The following is a 15,793-nucleotide window of genomic DNA, read 5'->3' on the forward strand; positions in this document are numbered from 1 at the left end:
ACCAGCCGGACGGCGGAACCGGGCCCGTCCCGTCACCCACCGCGACCGGCGACGGCTCCGGGAGGCGCCGGTCCGGGTCGGCGCGGATACTGGCCGCACCGAGACCTCCGGGGGCTGGGGCCGCACCGGAACCGAGGAGCACGCCGTGACCGGACCCGTCGTCGTCGGATTCGACGGCTCACCCGAGAGCCTGGCCGCCGCCGCCTGGGCCGCCCACGAGGCGCAGCGCCGCGGCCTGCGCCTGGACGTCCTCCAGGCCTGGCCCCGGCCGAAGCAGATCGCCCCCGGGAGCAGGCCCGGCGACCACTCCGCACTGGCACAACTCGCCGAGCGCGAGCGCGAGTTGCGCACCATCGCGCCGGAGGTCGAGGTCACCGCCGGCTCCGTGGCCGGCGATCCCGTCGAGGCGCTGGAGGCCGCCGCGCACGGGGCCGCCCTGCTGGTGCTCGGCTCGCGCGGGCTGGGCACCCTGCGCGGCTTCCTGGTCGGCTCGGTGAGCCAGGAGGTGCTGCGCCGGGCGGACTGCCCGGTGGTGCTGATCCGGGCCGGCGGGGACGAGCCGGACGGCGCGGTGACGGTCGGCCTCGACCTGGCGCACCCGGCGGACGAGGTGCTGGCCTTCGCCTTCGAGGCCGCCGCGCTCCGTTCGGCGCCGCTGCGCGTGGTGCACGTCTGGTCCCCGCCGGCCGGCAGCGAGTACATGTCCTACGGGGCGATCGGCGGGCTGGAGGGCGAGGTCTCGGCCGTCGAGCACGACGGCCTCGCCCGGGCCCTGGAGCCCTGGCAGGCCCGGCACCCCGAGGTGACGGTGAGCACCGACCTGATCCGCGGCAAGGCCGCCGTCGAGCTGGTGGACGCCGCCGCGACGGCCCGGCTGCTGGTCGTCGGCCGCCGCATCCGGCGGATGCCGCTGCGCCACCACCACCTCGGCCCGGTGGCGCACGCCGCGATCCACCACGTGCACTGCCCGGTCGCCGTCGTCCCGTACGGCTGACCGCGCTCCTCCCGTACGGCCGACGGCAGCCGGGTACGGCCGACCGGGTGGCCGGGCGCGCTACAGTCCGGTCCATGAGTGAGTCCACCGCCCCGCCGTTCGGGAACTTCGCCACCGCCGTACCGGCCCTGGAGCTCGGCGCGGAGCTCGCCGCGCCCGTCGCCGACGCGCTGAAGAACTGGGACGCGCCCGGAGCGGCCGCCTCGGTGCTCTACGTGGACAGCGACCCGGAGCAGGCGGACACCGCCGTGTTCTGCGCGGCCTACGACGTGCCGCCGGAGTTCTCCGCGAACTGCGTGGTGGTCGCCGCCAAGCGCGCCGGGGAGGTGACCCTGGCCGGGTGCCTGGCCCTGGCCACCACCCGGGTGGACGTCAACAGGGCGGTGCGCACCCAGCTGGGGGCGCGCAAGGCGTCCTTCGCGCCGATGGACACCGCGGTCGAGCTGACCGGCATGGAGTACGGCGGCATCACGCCCGTCGGCCTGCCCGGCGGCTGGCCGCTGCTGATCGACGAGGCGGTGGCCGCGGCCCCGTACGTCCTGGTCGGCAGCGGTCGGCGCCGGGGCAAGCTCATCCTGCCCGGCTGGGCCCTGGCGGAGCTGCCGGGCGCCCTGGTGCTGCCGGGCCTGGCCGGCTGACCGGCTGACCGGCCCGCCGACGTCAGCGCACCCGGGGGGCGAGGCCGACCGGGCAGACCACCGGGGTGCCGTGCACCGGGTCGGTGAGGATCACGCTCTCCACCCCGTACAGCTCGCGCACCAGCTCCGGGGTGACGATGTCGCGCGGCGCGCCCTGGGCGGCCACCCGGCCGTCGCGCATGGCCACCATGTGGTCGGCGTAGCGGCAGGCGGTGGTCAGGTCGTGCAGGACGAGGACGACGGTGCGGCCGCGCTCGGCCGTCAGGCCGCGCACCATCTCCAGCACCTCCAGCGCGTGGCCCATGTCCAGCGCCGAGGTCGGCTCGTCCAGCATCAGGATGTCGGTGTCCTGGGCGACGGCCATGGCGATCCAGGCGCGCTGGCGCTGGCCGCCGGAGAGGGTGTCCAGCGGGCGGTCGGCCAGCTCGTGCAGGTCGGCGGCGGCGAGCGCGTGCTCGACCGCTTCGGCGTCGGCGGCGGACCACTGCCGCAGCAGGCCCTGGTGCGGCTGGCGGCCGTAGCGGACCAGGTCGCGGACGGTCAGCCCGTCCGGGGCGGTGGCGGACTGCGGCAGCAGGCCGATGATCCGGGCGATGGCGCGGGTGGACAGCGAGGTCAGCGGCTTGCCGTCGAGCAGCACGGCGCCGGAGCGCGGGGCGATGGTCCGGGCGAGGCCGCCGAGCAGGGTGGACTTGCCGCAGCCGTTCGGGCCGACGATGACGGTGACCTGCCGCTGCGGCAGTTCGAGGTCGAGCTCGCGCACCACGATGGTGCGGTCGTGGCCGAGGCTGAGCGCGCTGGTCGCCAGCCGGGGCGCTCCGACGGCGGCCGTCACGGTCCCGGAGGATTCAGCGGTCGCGGGGCGGGCGGTCATGCGGTCCTCCGGGGACGGGTGGTGAGCAGCAGCCAGAGCAGGTACGGGCCGCCCACGACGGCGGTGACCAGGCCGGCCGGCACCTCCAGCGGCGACAGGAGGGTGCGGCCGATCAGGTCGGCGAGCAGGGTGAAGGCGGCTCCGGCGACGGCCGAGGTGAGCACCGGCACGCAGCGCGGTCCGGCGATCCGGCGGGCGGCCTCGGGCGCGGCGAGCGCGATCATGCCGAGCGGTCCGGCGACGGCCACCGCCAGGCCCGCGCAGACCACGGAGACCAGCAGGACGCCGACCCGCAGGCCGCGCACCCGGACGCCCAGCCCGGTGGCGACGGCGTCGGAGAAGCGCAGCAGCGACAGCCGGCGGCCGAGCAGCACGGCGGCGGGCAGGCAGGCCAGCAGGCCGAGTTCGAGGTAGCCGACGGCGTCGGCGTCCCGGCTGTTGAGGGTGCCGACCGTCCAGGCGTAGGCGGCGTTGGCGGAGTCGATGGCGGCGCGGGAGAGCATCAGGTTGGTCACCGCGCCGAAGACCGCGCCGATGCCGAGGCCGACGACCAGGAAGCGGTAGCCGTTGCGGCCGGCCCCGCCGCCGAGGGCGAAGGCGAGCGAGGCGGCGGTGGCGGCGCCCGCCAGGGCGGCGGCGGAGGGCAGCAGCTGGGTGGCGACGCCGGTGACGGAGGCCACCGCGAAGGCGGTGGCGCCCTCGTTGAAGCCGACGGTGTCCGGGGTGGCCAGCCGGTTCTGGGCGAGGGTCTGCATCAGGCAGCCGGCGACGCCGAGGGCCGCGCCGACGGCCAGTGCGGCCTCGACGCGGGGCAGCCGCAGCTTCTCCACCAGCAGCACGTCGCGCGCGGTGCCGTCGCCGAAGGCCGCGCGCAGGGCGGTCACCGGGTCGAGGTTCGTCTCGCCGACGGCCAGGCAGACGGCGGTCACCGCGACCACGACGAGCAGCAGGACGGTGCAGCCGAGCAGCGGCCGGACCGGGACGAGCACCGAGCGGCCGCCCAGGGCGAGCAGCCGGGTGCCGGGCGGCACGGACGGCGCCGGCCGCCGGGTCGCGGCCGAGGGGCCGTCGGGTTCCACGGCGTTCTCTGCGGTGGTCTTCACAGGGGCCTTCACGGGGGCCTTCACAGCGCGGGCATTCGGTGCGAGCGGACGACGGCGACCAGCACGGGGGCGCCGCACAGGGCGGTCATCACGCCGAGCGGCATCTCGTACGGGCGGGCGACCAGCCGGGAGGCCACGTCGGCGAGCAGCACGACGGCCGGCCCGAGCAGGGCGGAGACGACGAGCAGCCGGCGCAGGTCCGGGCCGACCAGGGCCCGGGCGGCGAAGGGCACCACCAGGCCGACGAAGGAGACCGGTCCGGCGATCGCGGTGGCGGCGCCGACCAGCAGGGCGACGGCGGTCACCGCGAGGGCGCGGGCCCGGCGGGGCTTGTGGCCGAGGCCGGTGGCGACGTCGTCGCCGAGGCTGAGCGCGGTCAGCGCCGGGCCGGAGAGCAGCGCCAGCACCAGGCCGAGCAGCAGGACCGGCAGTACCGCGAGCAGTTGGTCGGTGCCGCGGCCGGCGACCGAGCCGATGGTCCAGAACCGGATCTCGTCGGCGGCCCGGGCGTCGGAGAGCAGCAGCACGGAGGAGCCGGCGTTCATCAGCCCGCTCAGCGCCGCGCCGGCGAGCACCAGCCGGACGGGGTCGTCGCCGGTGCCGCGCAGCCGGGCCGCGCCGAGTGCCAGCAGGCAGCCGGCGCCGGCGCCCAGTACGGCGACGTACGGGCCGACGCTGGCGGCGCTGGCGCCGAGCACGATCGCGATCACGACGGCGAAGGAGGCGCCGGTGCTGACCCCGAGCAGGCCGGGCTCGGCCAGCGGGTTGCGGGCGGCTGCCTGGAGGACGGTGCCGGCCACGCCGAGCGCGAGTCCCACCGCGAGGGCCACCGCGGTGCGCGGGGCGCGCAGGTGGAACACGGTGAACCGGGAGTCGGAGTCGCCGTCACCGAGCAGGGTGGAGAGCGCCCGTGACGGTCCCACGTCGCCCGCGCCGAGCAGCAGGCTCGCCAGTACGGCGAGCAGCAGTATCGCGCCGGCGGGCAGCAGTCCGCGCAGCAGGAGTGATCGGAATGTCACACCGGGCCTCCCCGTCAGGGCCTTACGTATGGTTAGGCTAACCTCAGAAAAACGGTTCGCCCGTAAACTACCATTTCTCGGAGAACACCCATGCTTGGCACCCGCTTTACCAAGACCCTGCTCGGCGCGGCCGTGGTCGGCGCCCTCTCCCTGGGCCTGACCGCGTGCGGCTCCTCGGGGTCCGGCGGGTCCGCGGGTGACTCCGGCTCCTCGTCCACCGCCGCCGCGAAGGGCGGCAAGCGCAGCATCGACACCGCCTTCGGCGCCGTGGAGGTCCCGGCCGAGGCCAAGCGGGTCATCGCCCTCGGCGACACCTCGCTGGACACCGCCCTCGCGCTCGGCGTCACCCCGGTGGGCACCAGCTCCAGCCGCGGCGGCACCACCGCCCCCGCCTACCTGAAGGCCGACGGCATCCCGCTGGTCGCCACGGTCAAGGAGCCCAACCTCGAGGCGATCCTGAAGGCCACCCCGGACCTCATCCTGGCCTCCTCCGGCATCGAGAAGTCCCAGTACGACAAGCTCTCGGCGGTCGCCCCGACCATCGTCCCCAAGGCCGGCGACTGGCGCGAGGTGCTCGCCGTGTACGGCGACGCGCTCGGCCACAAGGCCGACCTGGCCGCCAAGCTGGACGCCCTGGACAAGCGCGCCGCCAAGGCCGGCGAGGGCAAGAGCGGCAGCGCCGTGGTGATGCGCTGGATGCCCAACGGGCCGATCGTGATGAACACCACCAACATGCCCGGCGACCTGCTGAAGAAGGCCGGCGCCGGCACCATGCCGATCGCCGACGGCCTGGGCGCCCAGCCCCACTCGGACCCGCTGTCCCTGGAGAACCTCAACAAGGCCGACGCCGACCGGGTGTTCGTCGCCACCCTGAACGCCGAGGGCGAGAAGGCCCTGGAGACCGCCCGCAAGCAGGAGGCCTTCACCCGCCTCAAGGCCGTCGGCACCAACCAGCTCATGGGCGTCGACGGCCAGGTGTGGAGCAGCAGCTCCGGCCCGATCGCGGCCGAGAAGGTCGTCGAGGACATCGAGAAGGCCTTCGGCGCGAAGTAACCGCGCCCGCCGGGGAATTCCCCCCCCCGGAGTTCTGAAGGGCCGTCACCGGAGCGGATCCGGTGACGGCCCTTCCGCCGCGGGCTCGGCACCCCGAACGGGTCGGCAGGGGCGGCTCAGCCCAGCAGCTTCGCCACCACCCGGTCGAGCACGCGGATGTCCTCCGGCGGCAGCGCGAGCAGCGCGTCCGGCGGGGTGCTGAGGATCCCGGTGGCGATCGCGGCCTTCGCCTCGCCCTCCTCGGTGAGGTGGACCAGCTTGGAGCGCCGGTCGACCGGGTTGGTGATGCGCTCGGCGAGGCCGCGCCGCACCAGGTCGTCCACGATGACGCTGGTGTACGGCGGGTCCGCGCCCAGCCGCTCGGCCAGCTCCCGCAGGGTGATCGGGCCGGCGACGAGCCGGCGCAGCGCCCTGACCCGGCTGAAGCTCATGCCGAGGGCTTCGGCGACGCTCTTGCGGCGGTCGTAGCGTTCCAGCACGAGGGCGTTCATCCCCTGCCAGACCCGGGCCGCCGCTCCGGCCTCGCTCCCGCTCCCCTCCGGGTGCCCGCCGCTGTCCAGGCGCTCCATCAGGCGTCCACCATCCCCTTCGTCCGCTCGGCTTCCTCGGCCGCCTCCTCGGCGGCGAGCCGCTGCGCCGCGCGTTCGGCCGTCGCCCGGGCCCAGCGGCCGGAAGTGAGCGTACCGGCGCTGCGATCAATCTCGCTCGCATCGACGCCCACCTCACCGAAACACCACGAGCCCGCACCCGCACCAGCCACTTCGCAGTACTCGGCCCCGCCGAGCTGATGCTCAGCGGGGCCGAGTAACGCCACCCCGAATTAACCAACAGCGTCAGTCCCTCCCGGCGGGGCGCGGCCGTTCGGGCCCGTGGTCAGGCCTTCTTCACCACGCTGGACTTGAGCTGCATCGCACCGAAACCCTCGACGCGGCAGTCGATGTCGTGCCCGTCGACGCCGTCCACCAGGCGGATGTTGCGCACCTTGGTGCCGGCCTTGATGCCGGAGACGCTGCCCTTGACCTTGAGCGCCTTGACCACCGTCACGGTGTCGCCGTCGCTCAGCACGTTGCCGACGGCGTCCTTGATCACGCGCTCGCCGGCCGGCGCTCCGGCCTCGTCGGCCCCGCCGGGCACCCACTCGTGGCCGCACTCGGGGCAGACCATGAGGGCGTTCATCTCATAGGTGTACTCGCTGGAGCACTGCGGACACGGGGGAAGGTTGTCGCTCATGGGATCAGGATATCCAGGCCGTACGGATCCGGTCCGCGCGGCGATCGGCGAGGTCAGCGGGGGTTGCGCGCGTCGCGGCCGACAGCGGCGCGGACCGCCCGGCCGCCTGCGTTCCGCAGCCTCAGCCCGCGGTGAGCGCGAGCCGGATCCAGCGCTCGGACTCCGCGACCGCCGCCCCCACGTCGAAGGCCTCCGGCGCGGCCGCGGCCTGCACCACCAGCCCCTTGAGCAGCCCGACGAAGGCCGGCGCGAAGGCCACCGGGTCCACACCGGGACGCACCTCCCCGTCCCGCTGCCCCTGCCCGACCACCTCGGCCGTCCACGCCCGGGTCCGGGCGTCCAGCTCCGCCACCGCGCCGGTCAGCTCCGAGGCCCCGGCGAGCGCCTCGGCCCCCAGCACCACGAAGGCCCGGCCCAGGTCGGTCGGGTTGCGGACGCCCTCCAGGCAGCCGCGCGCGAACCCGCACAGCTCGTCGGCGGCCCCCGCCCCGCTGCGCGCCGGTGCGGCCGACGCCATCGCCTCGGCCAGCGCCGCCTCCTGGAGCCGCGCCAGCAGCGCGGCCTTGGAGCCGAAGTAGTGGGTGGCCAGGCCCCGGCTGAAGCCCGCCTCCTCGCCCACCCTGGCCAGCGTGACCCCGGTGCTGCCGTGCTCGGCGATCAGCCGGGCGGCGGCGGCGATCAGCGCGGACTCGGCCCGGGCGCGCCGCTCGGCCTGGGTGCGGCGCGCCGGCGCCTCCCGGAGCGCCCCGGCCCCACCGGTTCGGTCCTCATCGTGCGTAGACATGCCACCATGCTAGTGTGAACTTGCTTGTTGAATAACAAGTAACTTCCGGAGCGGCGGGCACTCCCCCGACCCGCCGCCCCCGTGAGAAGGGAAGTCCCGATGACCGCCACGATGCTCGCCGGCCGGCTCGACGTCGCGAAGGGCGCCTTCGCCGTGGAGGAGGTCCCCGTCCCGGCCCCCGGCCCGGGCGAGGTGCTGATCAAGGTGGAGGCCGCCGGCGTCTGCCTCTCCGACGTCCACCTGATCGAGGGCATGCTCAAGCCGCTCTACCTCGAGGGCGACAAGGTCACCCTCGGCCACGAGGTCGCGGGCACCGTGCACACCCTCGGCGAGGGCGTGACCGGTACGGCCGTCGGCGACCGGGTGCTGCTGCAGGCCGGCGAGACCCGCGACGGCGTCGTGCACACCCGCGGCGTGGACTACGACGGCGGCTGGGCCGAGTACGCGCTCGCCACCGCCACCACCCTGGTGCCGATACCGGACGAACTCCCCTTCGAGCAGGCCTGCTTCATCCCCGACGCGGTCTCCACCCCCTGGGCCGCGATCACCGCCACCGGCGCCGTACGCCCGGCCGAGGCGGTCGGCGTCTGGGGCGTCGGCGGCCTCGGCGCCCACGGCGTGCAGCTGCTGCGGGCGATCGGCGCCTTCCCGATCGTCGCCGTCGACCCGCTGCCGGCCGCCCGCGAGCGCGCCCTGGCCTTCGGCGCCGACGCCGCCCTCGACCCGGCCGACCCGGGCTTCGCCGGGCTGCTGCGCGAGGCCACCGGCGGCCGCCCGCTGTCCGTCGCCTTCGACTTCGCCGGGGTCGCCCCGGTGCGCGAGCAGGCCATGGCCACCCTCGGCGAGCACGGCCGCCTGGTGCTGGTCGGCCTCACCAACAAGCCGCTGACCGTCACCAACGGCACCCTGGTCAGCTACCTGCGCCAGCAGATCCGTGGCCACTACGGCTCCGAGGGCCAGGACGTCGTCGACCTGGTCAACCTGGTCCGCGGCGGCCGGCTGGAGTTCTCCCGCTCGGTGAGCGGCACCTTCCCGCTGGCCGAGGCGGCCCGTGCGGTCGAGGCGCTGGAGCACAAGGAGGGCGACCCGATCCGCCTGGTGCTCAAGCCCTGACCCGACGCGCCAGCGACCCGGCGCCGCACCTCCGGACTGAGCCCGGCAGGTGCGGCGCCGCTCCTTCCGACCGACCCACGGACGGCCAACTCCGCTCCCCCGTACGGGAAATGGCATGCACGCCACTAGCCAACCGGCCAGTAGCACCCCTACCGTCGACTCTTCCGTGAGACTTCGACGGAGGAGTCCGCCTTGCGGTCACGCCAACGCCAACGCCAACGCCCCCGCTCCCTCCGACTCCCGGCCGCCGCCCTCGCCTCGGCCCTGCTCGTCACCGCCGCCCTCACCACCACCCCCACCGCCGCCGCGCCGGCCCCCGCGACCGCCGCCGCCAACGACTACTGCGGCGGCCACTGCGCCGACATCCTGCCGCCCGGCGAGAACGGCAACGCCACCCTCGCCGACATCCTGCTCAACCGGGCCTTCGGCACCCGCCCCGCGCACACCGACGACCAGCTCGGCCCCTACGCCGCCCTCGCCTCCGGCTACCCCGGCCTGACCGAGGCCAAGCTGCGCGACTTCTTCAACGACGCCTCCTTCGGCGTCCCCGCCGACCAGGTGGCCAGCACCACCAGCCCGCGCCCGGACGTCGCCATCGTGCGCGACAAGGCCACCGGCGTCCCGCACATCACCGGCACCACCCGCTACGGCACCGAGTTCGGCGCGGGCTACGCCGCCGCCCAGGACCGGCTCTGGGTGATGGACCTCTTCCGGCACGTCGGCCGCGGCCAGCTGTCCGGCTTCGCGGGCGGCGCCGCCGCCAACCGCCAGCTGGAGCAGACCTTCTGGCAGGCCGCCCCGTACACCGAGGCCGAGCTCCAGCAGCAGATCGACACCATCGCCGCCCGCGGCGGCCGGGCCACCCAGGCCCTCGCCGACGCCAACGCCTACCTCGACGGCGTCAACCAGTACGCCAAGGAGTCCTACAACGCCCGCACCTTCCCGGGCGAGTACGACCTCACCGGGCACATCGACCCGATCACCAACGCCGGCTCGATCGAACCGTTCAAGCTGACCGACCTGGTCGCCCTCGCCTCCGTGGTCGGCGCCCTGTTCGGCTCCGGCGGCGGTGGTGAACTGGCCTCCGCCCAGGTCAAGTCGGCCGCCGAGGCCCGGTACGGCAAGGACGCCGGGGACGCGGTCTGGGCGTCACTGCGCGAGGCGGACGACCCGGAGGCCGTCCAGACCCTGCACGACGGGCAGAGCTTCCCGTACGCCACCGTCCCCGACCACCCGCAGGGCGAGGCGCTGCCCGACCCCGGCTCGGTGGTGCCCGAGCGGGTCGTCTACGACGCCACCGGCTCCGCCGACTCCGCCACCACCGCGGCGAACGGCGTCCTGCCCGGCAACCTGGTCACCGCCCGGCACGGCATGTCCAACGCCCTGCTGGTCTCCGGCGCCCGCACCGACGACGGCCACCCGGTGGCCGTGTTCGGCCCGCAGACCGGCTACTTCGCCCCGCAACTGCTGATGCTGGAGGAGATCCAGGGCCCCGGGATCAGCGCACGCGGCGCCGCCTTCGCCGGCCTGAGCTTCTACGTGCAGCTCGGCCGCGGCCAGGACTACGCCTGGAGCGCCACCTCGGCCGGGCAGGACATCACCGACACCTACGCCGTCCCGCTCTGCACCACCGACGGCTCCCCGGTCACCACCGCCGCCAACTCCTATAGCTGGCACGGCCAGTGCCTGCCCTTCGACCGGCTGGAACGCAAGAACGCCTGGAACCCGACCACCGCCGACTCCACCCCGGCCGGGTCCTACACCCTGGTGATGAACCGCTCCCGGTACGGCCTGGTCACCGCCCGCGGCACGGTCGGCGGCGCACCCGTCGCCTTCACCTCGCTGCGCTCCACCTACCGGCACGAGGCCGAATCCATCATCGGCTTCCAGGAGTTGAACGACCCCGGCGCGGTGCACGACGCGGCGGGGTTCCAGCAGGCGGCGCAGGACATCAACTACACCTTCAACTGGTTCTACGCCGACTCGCGCGACATCGCGTACTACAACTCCGGCAGCAACCCGGTCCGCGCCCCCGGCGTCGACCCCGGGCTCCCCGTGAAGGCCCAACCCGCCTACGAGTGGGCCGACTTCGACCCCATCGCCAACACCGCCCGGTACACCCCGGCGGCCGAGCACCCGCAGTCCGTCAACCAGGACTACTACATCTCCTGGAACAACAAGCAGGCGAACGGCTACACCTCGGCCGGCTTCGGCAACGGCTCGGTGCACCGCGGCAACCTGCTGGACGACCGGGTCAAGTCCCTGCTCGGGAACGGCGGCAAGGTGAGCCGGGTCTCGCTCACCCAGGCCATGGAGGGTGCCGCCCTGGCCGACCTGCGGGCCGAGGACGTGCTGCCCGACCTGATCCGCGTACTGCGCAGCGCGCCCGTCACCGACCAGGCCACCCTCACCGCCCTGCAACAACTGGAGTCCTGGCTCGCCAACGGCGGTCAGCGGAAGGAGACTTCACCGGGCAGCCACGGCTACGCGGACGCCACCGCGATCCGGGTGATGGACGCCTGGTGGCCGCTGGTCGCCGAGGGCGTCATGCGGCCGGGCCTCGGCGACCCGCTGTTCGGCGCGCTGACCGGCGCCCTCCAGATCAACGAGTCCCCCTCGGGCGGGCAGACCGGCCCCGGAGGCGGCCCGGTGAGCGCCAACGAGGCCATCCCGCACAAGGGTTCGGCCTTCCAGTACGGCTGGTGGAGCTACCTGGACAAGGACCTGCGCGCCGTCCTCGGCGACCGGGTGGCCGGCCCGCTGGCCCGGCCGTTCTGCGGCGGCGGCGACCTCGCGGCCTGCCGGACCGTCCTGCTGACCACCCTGAAGCAGGCCGCCGCCCGGACGCCGGCCCAGGTCTACCCGGGCGACGCGGACTGCGCGGCCGGCGACCAGTGGTGCGCCGACACGATCATCCAGCGCCCGCTGGGCGGCGTGACGGACGCCAAGACCACCTGGCAGAACCGCCCGACCTACCAGCAGGTGGTGCAGTTCCCGAGCCACCGCTGAGCGACACCGCCGGTGCCCCCGGCCGGGGGCACCGGCGGCCGGTCACCTGGACCGCGCCGCGGTCTCGTCCTCGTCGCCCCGCAGGTTGCCGGCCTCGCTCCGCAGCCGCCTGCCCGCGACCGTGTACGTCCTGGCCGTGTCCCGGTTCGTCACCCGGTCGCCGACCGCGCCCGCCAGCTCCCCGATGCTCTCCACCAGCCCGGCGAGCGCCCCCAGCAGCGCCGCCTCCTCCTTCTCCGGAACCCTCTCGCGGCCGCTGTCCCGCGCCTTCGGCAGCGCGTTCTCCCGCACCTGCCGCTCCGCCTCGCCGACCGCGTCGACCATCGCCCGTATCCCGCTGTCCAATCCGGCCCCCTCGTCTCCCCGTTCCTCCGACGTACCCCGCGAGCCTTCCCACCCCGTGCCCCACTTAGGCCCAGCCCGACGCGCGACCCGCGGGAACTGCCCCTAGCGTGGTCCGGGGACCGCCCGACCAGCCCCGGGCCGAGACCCGGGACCCGCACCAGGAGGCATGCCGACCATGACCGCCAACCTCTCCGAACTCACCGGCGACTACGTCCTCGACCCCACCCACACCCGGATCGGCTTCGTCGCCCGCCACGCCATGGTGACCAAGGTCCGGGGCGCGTTCCACCAGTTCGAGGGCACCGCCCACCTGGACGGCGCCGACCCGTCCCGCTCCTCCGGCCAGGTGGTGATCAAGGCCGAGAGCATCGACACCGGCGTGGAGCAGCGCGACCAGCACCTGCGCACCAACGACTTCCTGGACGCCCCCACGTTCCCCGACATCACCTTCCGCTCCACCGCGGTCGAGGCGCGCTCCGACAGCGACTTCCGGGTCACCGGCGACCTCACCATCAAGGACACCACCCGCCCGGTCACCATCGACTTCGAGTACACCGGCAACGCCGTCGACCCGTACGGCAACCTCCGGGTGGGCCTGGAGGGCTCGGTCACCATCAGCCGCAAGGAGTACGGCGTCACCTGGAACGCGGCGCTGGAGGGCGGCGGCGTCCTGGTCGGCGACAAGGTCGTCCTGGAGTTCGACATCTCCGCGGTCCGCCAGAGCGCCTGATCCGGACCCGCCCCGCCCGGAACGGGCCCGGAACGCCCGGAACAGCCGGAACCGGTCCCCCACGAACGGGTTCGCGCCGCGGCCCGCCGAACCGCCGGACCGCGGGGCGGCCGCCCGGCTAGTCTCCTGGCATGCCAACAGAAGACTCCCTCGCGACCGGCCAGCGCTCCCTCGGCGACCCCGCCCTCGACTACCCGCTCTGGCCCCCGCTCACCGCCGGCTGCCCGCGCACCAGCACCGAGGACGTCTCCTACCCCGTCGAGGTCGACTACGCCTACGACAAGGCCGACCCGGCGGGCCTGTTCGCCCCCGCCCCGGTGCGCGGCGGCCTGGAGCGCTGGGCCCCGCTGCTGCCGCCGCTGCTCGCGCCGGGCCTGGGCGAGGGCGCCACCCCGCTGGTGGAGGTCTCGCCCGGGGTGTACGTCAAGGACGAGTCCCGCAACCCCACCTGGAGCCACAAGGACCGGCTGAACCGCTGCACCACCAGCGCCGCCGTGGGCGCCGGCGCGCCGGGCCTCGCGGTCGCCTCCTCCGGCAACCACGGCGCCTCGGCCGCCGCCTACGCCGCCCGCGCCGGGCTGCCCTGCGTGGTGTTCACCGGCCCGGACACGCCGCCGAACGTCGACGCCTTCCTCAACGCCTACGGCGCGGTGGTCCTCCCGGTGCCGTGGGAGGCCCGCTGGCCGCTGCTGCGCCAGGTGGTGGACCGGCTGGGCCTGCACCCGGTCAGCAACCTGACCACCACCCACACCGGGCACGCGTACGGCCCCGAGGGCTACAAGACCGTCGCGTACGAGATCTTCCAGGACGTCGGCCTGCCGAGCGCGGTGTTCGTCCCGACCGGCTACGGCGAGCTGCTGTTCGGCGTCTGGAAGGGGTTCGTCGAGCTGCACCGGCTGGGCCTGACCGCCGGGGTACCGCGCGTCCACTCCTGCGAGACGGCCGCCTCCGGTCCGCTCGCCCGGGCGATCGCCGACGGCCTGCCGGCCACCCATGTGACGGTCGGCCCGAGCGACGCCTACTCGATCACCTCCCCGGTCAGCGGCTACCGGGGCGTGCTCGCGGTCCGCTCCAGCGGCGGCCGGGCGCTGACCCTGGACGACGGCCAACTCGCCGACGCCCAGCGGGAGCTGGCTCGGGCGGGGCTGTGGACGGAGCTGTCCGCGGCGGCCGGTCTGGCCGGGCTGCGCAGCCTCGGCGAGCCGGACCTCTCCGACGGCCCGGTGGTCTGCGTGTCGACCTCCAGCGGCTTCAAGGACAAGGGCGTCGGCACCCGCAGGACCGAGCCGGTCGCCCCCGACTGGGACGCGGTCGAGCGCCGCCTGCGGGCGGCCGGCATCACCGGCTGAACGCACGGTGCTTCACCGCCGCGAGGCGTGCTGTTCGCCTGCCCGTCCCTGCTCGTAAGGTCGCCGTAGGGTCGGTGTTCGCCGAGCGCCAGCAGGCTTACACCCTCCGTCAACTCCCGCCTCCTGCCGAAGGGTAGCCACCGTGTCGCGTTCCCTCCGCCGCCTGCTGCCGCTCGCCGTCGCCGTCGCGGCGGTGCCCGTGCTCGCCCTGCCCGCCCTCCCGGCGGGCGCCGCCTCGTACGGCACCCCGACGATCACCTTCTCGGCCGGGTACCTGTCCGGCGCCGTCGGCGCCACCGGCGACCCGACCGTGACGGTGACGGTCGCCCAGTCCGGCGCCGCGGCCTCGGCGCTGATCGTCGCCGCCTCGGCGACCACCCGCAGCGCCGTCGCCCGCACCGGCGACGTGACGGTGAGCGGCACCGGCGGCGCCCGCACCCTGGCGGTCGCCGCCCAGGGCGTCGGCTACGCCGACCTCACCATCAAGGTCACCGGCCTCGGCGGCAAGAGCGCCACCCGCACCCTGCACTACGCCGCCTCCCCCGCCGTCCAGTCCTCGGCGACCAGCCGCTACCTGACCGGCTCCAGCGACGCCTCGGCGGCCGTGGACGCGGGCGGCGGCTTCATCGTGGTCGGCGACGACGAGTCCAACACCCTGCGCCTGTACGACCGCGACAACTCCGGTGCGCCGGTCCGCACCTGGGACTTCAGCTCGGCCCTCGGCGTCTCCAAGGAGATCGACATCGAGGCCGCCACCCGGGTCGGCAACACCATCTACTGGACCGGCTCGCTCGGCAACAACAAGGACGGCGTGGTCAAGCCCGACCGGCACACCGTCTTCGCCACCACCGTCACCGGTTCCGGCGCCGACACCCAGCTGTCCCTGGCCGGTTCGTACCACGGCCTGCGCGACGACCTGATCTCCTGGGACGACGCCCACGGCAAGCGCTACGGCTTCGCGGCCGGTGCCGCCGACGGCCAGGCGCCCAAGCAGATCGACGGCTTCAACGTCGAGGGCCTGGAGTTCGCCCCCGGCAGCACCAGCACCGCCTACATCAGCTTCCGCGCGCCGCTCACCCCGGCCGTCACCGGCGGCCGGGCGCTGCTCGTCCCGGTCACCAACCTCCCGTCCCTGCTGAACGGTTCGGCCGCGCACGCGACCTTCGGCGACCCGGTCGAGCTGGACCTCGGCGGGCTGTCCGTCCGCGACATCCGCCGCAACGACCTCGGCCAGTACCTGATCGTGGCCGGCTCCTGGTCCGCCGAGGACAACTCCGCCCCGTACGCGCTCTACCGCTGGAACGGGCAGCCCGGTTCCAAGCCGACCAAGCTGATCGACCTGCCGACCAGCGACTACGGCGCCTGGGAGGCCGTCACGGACGTCCCGGACCTGGACGCCCCCGGCGCCCGCGCCCAGCTGATCACCGACGACGGCTCCGCCGACCTCTACAACGACGGCACCGCCGCCAAGGACCTCACCCACCCCGAGTGGAAGAAGTCCCGCAGCACCTGGTTCACCCTGGGCTGACCGCGCGCCAGGGCCCTTCGGCAC

At 74.7% G+C, this 15,793-nt stretch carries 16 protein-coding genes; 8 read left to right on the forward strand and 8 right to left on the reverse strand.

Annotated features, from left to right (window positions below; translation table 11 throughout):
- Positions 1-145 precede the first annotated feature (145 nt).
- Together ACFY4B_RS28155 and ACFY4B_RS28160 are read left to right on the forward strand one after the other, a co-directional pair.
- Positions 146-994, forward strand: a complete 849-nt coding sequence (locus ACFY4B_RS28155; RefSeq protein WP_387972540.1) for a universal stress protein — start codon at positions 146-148, stop codon at positions 992-994.
- Positions 995-1,068: 74 nt separating this feature from the next.
- Complete coding sequence (locus ACFY4B_RS28160; protein WP_387972543.1) at positions 1,069-1,632, forward strand: YbaK/EbsC family protein; 564 nt, start codon at positions 1,069-1,071, stop codon at positions 1,630-1,632.
- Positions 1,633-1,654: 22 nt separating this feature from the next.
- On the opposite strand, the gene ACFY4B_RS28165 is transcribed toward ACFY4B_RS28160, so the two are convergent.
- The 3 genes from ACFY4B_RS28165 to ACFY4B_RS28175 are packed head-to-tail and all read right to left on the reverse strand — an operon-like array spanning position 1,655 to position 4,628.
- Positions 1,655-2,506 (reverse strand): ABC transporter ATP-binding protein, encoded by an 852-nt coding sequence (locus tag ACFY4B_RS28165; protein ID WP_387972546.1) that lies wholly within the window; start codon positions 2,504-2,506, stop codon positions 1,655-1,657.
- Positions 2,503-3,609, reverse strand: a complete 1,107-nt coding sequence (locus ACFY4B_RS28170; RefSeq protein ID WP_387972549.1) for a FecCD family ABC transporter permease — start codon at positions 3,607-3,609, stop codon at positions 2,503-2,505. Before ACFY4B_RS28170 ends, ACFY4B_RS28165 begins: the two co-directional genes overlap by 4 nt.
- Before the next feature lie 20 nt (positions 3,610-3,629).
- The gene (locus tag ACFY4B_RS28175) at positions 3,630-4,628 is read right to left on the reverse strand and encodes an iron ABC transporter permease (protein WP_079272857.1); all 999 of its coding nucleotides are present in this window, start codon (positions 4,626-4,628) and stop codon (positions 3,630-3,632) included.
- 90 nt (positions 4,629-4,718) lie between these two features.
- Between ACFY4B_RS28175 and ACFY4B_RS28180 the strand changes: the two genes are divergently transcribed.
- On the forward strand, positions 4,719-5,681 hold the full coding sequence (locus ACFY4B_RS28180) for an ABC transporter substrate-binding protein (RefSeq protein WP_053112312.1): 963 nt from the start codon (positions 4,719-4,721) through the stop codon (positions 5,679-5,681).
- 116 nt (positions 5,682-5,797) lie between these two features.
- On the opposite strand, the gene ACFY4B_RS28185 is transcribed toward ACFY4B_RS28180, so the two are convergent.
- The 4 genes from ACFY4B_RS28185 to ACFY4B_RS28200 all read right to left on the reverse strand — a co-directional run bounded on the left by ACFY4B_RS28185 (position 5,798) and on the right by ACFY4B_RS28200 (position 7,695).
- Complete coding sequence (locus tag ACFY4B_RS28185) at positions 5,798-6,250, reverse strand: MarR family winged helix-turn-helix transcriptional regulator (RefSeq protein ID WP_117486839.1); 453 nt, start codon at positions 6,248-6,250, stop codon at positions 5,798-5,800.
- A complete protein-coding gene (locus ACFY4B_RS28190) occupies positions 6,250-6,402 on the reverse strand; it encodes a hypothetical protein (RefSeq protein ID WP_158077791.1) in 153 nt (50 codons plus the stop codon). The genes ACFY4B_RS28185 and ACFY4B_RS28190 overlap by 1 nt, the downstream gene beginning before the upstream one ends.
- 152 nt (positions 6,403-6,554) lie before the next feature.
- Positions 6,555-6,911 (reverse strand): zinc ribbon domain-containing protein YjdM, encoded by a 357-nt coding sequence (locus ACFY4B_RS28195; protein WP_117486841.1) that lies wholly within the window; start codon positions 6,909-6,911, stop codon positions 6,555-6,557.
- A gap of 121 nt (positions 6,912-7,032) precedes the next feature.
- Complete coding sequence (locus ACFY4B_RS28200; RefSeq protein WP_074005950.1) at positions 7,033-7,695, reverse strand: TetR/AcrR family transcriptional regulator; 663 nt, start codon at positions 7,693-7,695, stop codon at positions 7,033-7,035.
- Between the two features lie 99 nt (positions 7,696-7,794).
- Between ACFY4B_RS28200 and ACFY4B_RS28205 the strand changes: the two genes are divergently transcribed.
- Both ACFY4B_RS28205 and ACFY4B_RS28210 read left to right on the forward strand, forming a co-directional pair.
- Positions 7,795-8,808, forward strand: a complete 1,014-nt coding sequence (locus tag ACFY4B_RS28205) for a zinc-binding dehydrogenase (protein WP_387830263.1) — start codon at positions 7,795-7,797, stop codon at positions 8,806-8,808.
- A 192-nt stretch (positions 8,809-9,000) separates the two neighbouring features.
- Positions 9,001-11,817 carry a penicillin acylase family protein gene (locus ACFY4B_RS28210; protein ID WP_387972553.1) on the forward strand — a complete coding sequence of 939 codons (2,817 nt, stop codon included), beginning with the start codon at positions 9,001-9,003 and terminating at the stop codon, positions 11,815-11,817.
- A 42-nt stretch (positions 11,818-11,859) separates the two neighbouring features.
- On the opposite strand, the gene ACFY4B_RS28215 is transcribed toward ACFY4B_RS28210, so the two are convergent.
- Positions 11,860-12,162 (reverse strand): hypothetical protein, encoded by a 303-nt coding sequence (locus ACFY4B_RS28215; RefSeq protein WP_387972556.1) that lies wholly within the window; start codon positions 12,160-12,162, stop codon positions 11,860-11,862.
- A gap of 175 nt (positions 12,163-12,337) precedes the next feature.
- Here ACFY4B_RS28215 and ACFY4B_RS28220 point away from each other — a divergent pair, with 175 nt between their 5' ends.
- The 3 genes from ACFY4B_RS28220 (at position 12,338) to ACFY4B_RS28230 (ending at position 15,769) form a co-directional block, all read left to right on the forward strand.
- A complete protein-coding gene (locus ACFY4B_RS28220; protein ID WP_074005987.1) occupies positions 12,338-12,892 on the forward strand; it encodes a YceI family protein in 555 nt (184 codons plus the stop codon).
- Positions 12,893-13,023: 131 nt separating this feature from the next.
- On the forward strand, positions 13,024-14,241 hold the full coding sequence (locus ACFY4B_RS28225) for a pyridoxal-phosphate dependent enzyme (protein ID WP_387972559.1): 1,218 nt from the start codon (positions 13,024-13,026) through the stop codon (positions 14,239-14,241).
- 142 nt (positions 14,242-14,383) lie between these two features.
- A complete protein-coding gene (locus ACFY4B_RS28230; RefSeq protein WP_387972562.1) occupies positions 14,384-15,769 on the forward strand; it encodes a hypothetical protein in 1,386 nt (461 codons plus the stop codon).
- Positions 15,770-15,793 lie beyond the last annotated feature (24 nt).

The organism is Kitasatospora sp. NPDC001261, from assembly GCF_042896795.1.
Lineage (GTDB): Bacteria > Actinomycetota > Actinomycetes > Streptomycetales > Streptomycetaceae > Kitasatospora.

Bases quoted from the DNA above. Each gene is read 5' to 3' on its own strand.
- ACFY4B_RS28185 (WP_117486839.1), bottom strand. From the start codon at position 6,250: ATGGAGCGCCTGGACAGCGGCGGGCACCCGGAGGGGAGCGGGAGCGAG.
- ACFY4B_RS28195 (WP_117486841.1), bottom strand. From the start codon at position 6,911: ATGAGCGACAACCTTCCCCCGTGTCCGCAGTGCTCCAGCGAGTACACC.
- ACFY4B_RS28220 (WP_074005987.1), top strand. From the start codon at position 12,338: ATGACCGCCAACCTCTCCGAACTCACCGGCGACTACGTCCTCGACCCC.
- ACFY4B_RS28165 (WP_387972546.1), bottom strand. From the start codon at position 2,506: ATGACCGCCCGCCCCGCGACCGCTGAATCCTCCGGGACCGTGACGGCC.
- ACFY4B_RS28205 (WP_387830263.1), top strand. From the start codon at position 7,795: ATGACCGCCACGATGCTCGCCGGCCGGCTCGACGTCGCGAAGGGCGCC.
- ACFY4B_RS28200 (WP_074005950.1), bottom strand. From the start codon at position 7,695: ATGTCTACGCACGATGAGGACCGAACCGGTGGGGCCGGGGCGCTCCGG.
- ACFY4B_RS28225 (WP_387972559.1), top strand. From the start codon at position 13,024: ATGCCAACAGAAGACTCCCTCGCGACCGGCCAGCGCTCCCTCGGCGAC.
- ACFY4B_RS28180 (WP_053112312.1), top strand. From the start codon at position 4,719: ATGCTTGGCACCCGCTTTACCAAGACCCTGCTCGGCGCGGCCGTGGTC.
- ACFY4B_RS28160 (WP_387972543.1), top strand. From the start codon at position 1,069: ATGAGTGAGTCCACCGCCCCGCCGTTCGGGAACTTCGCCACCGCCGTA.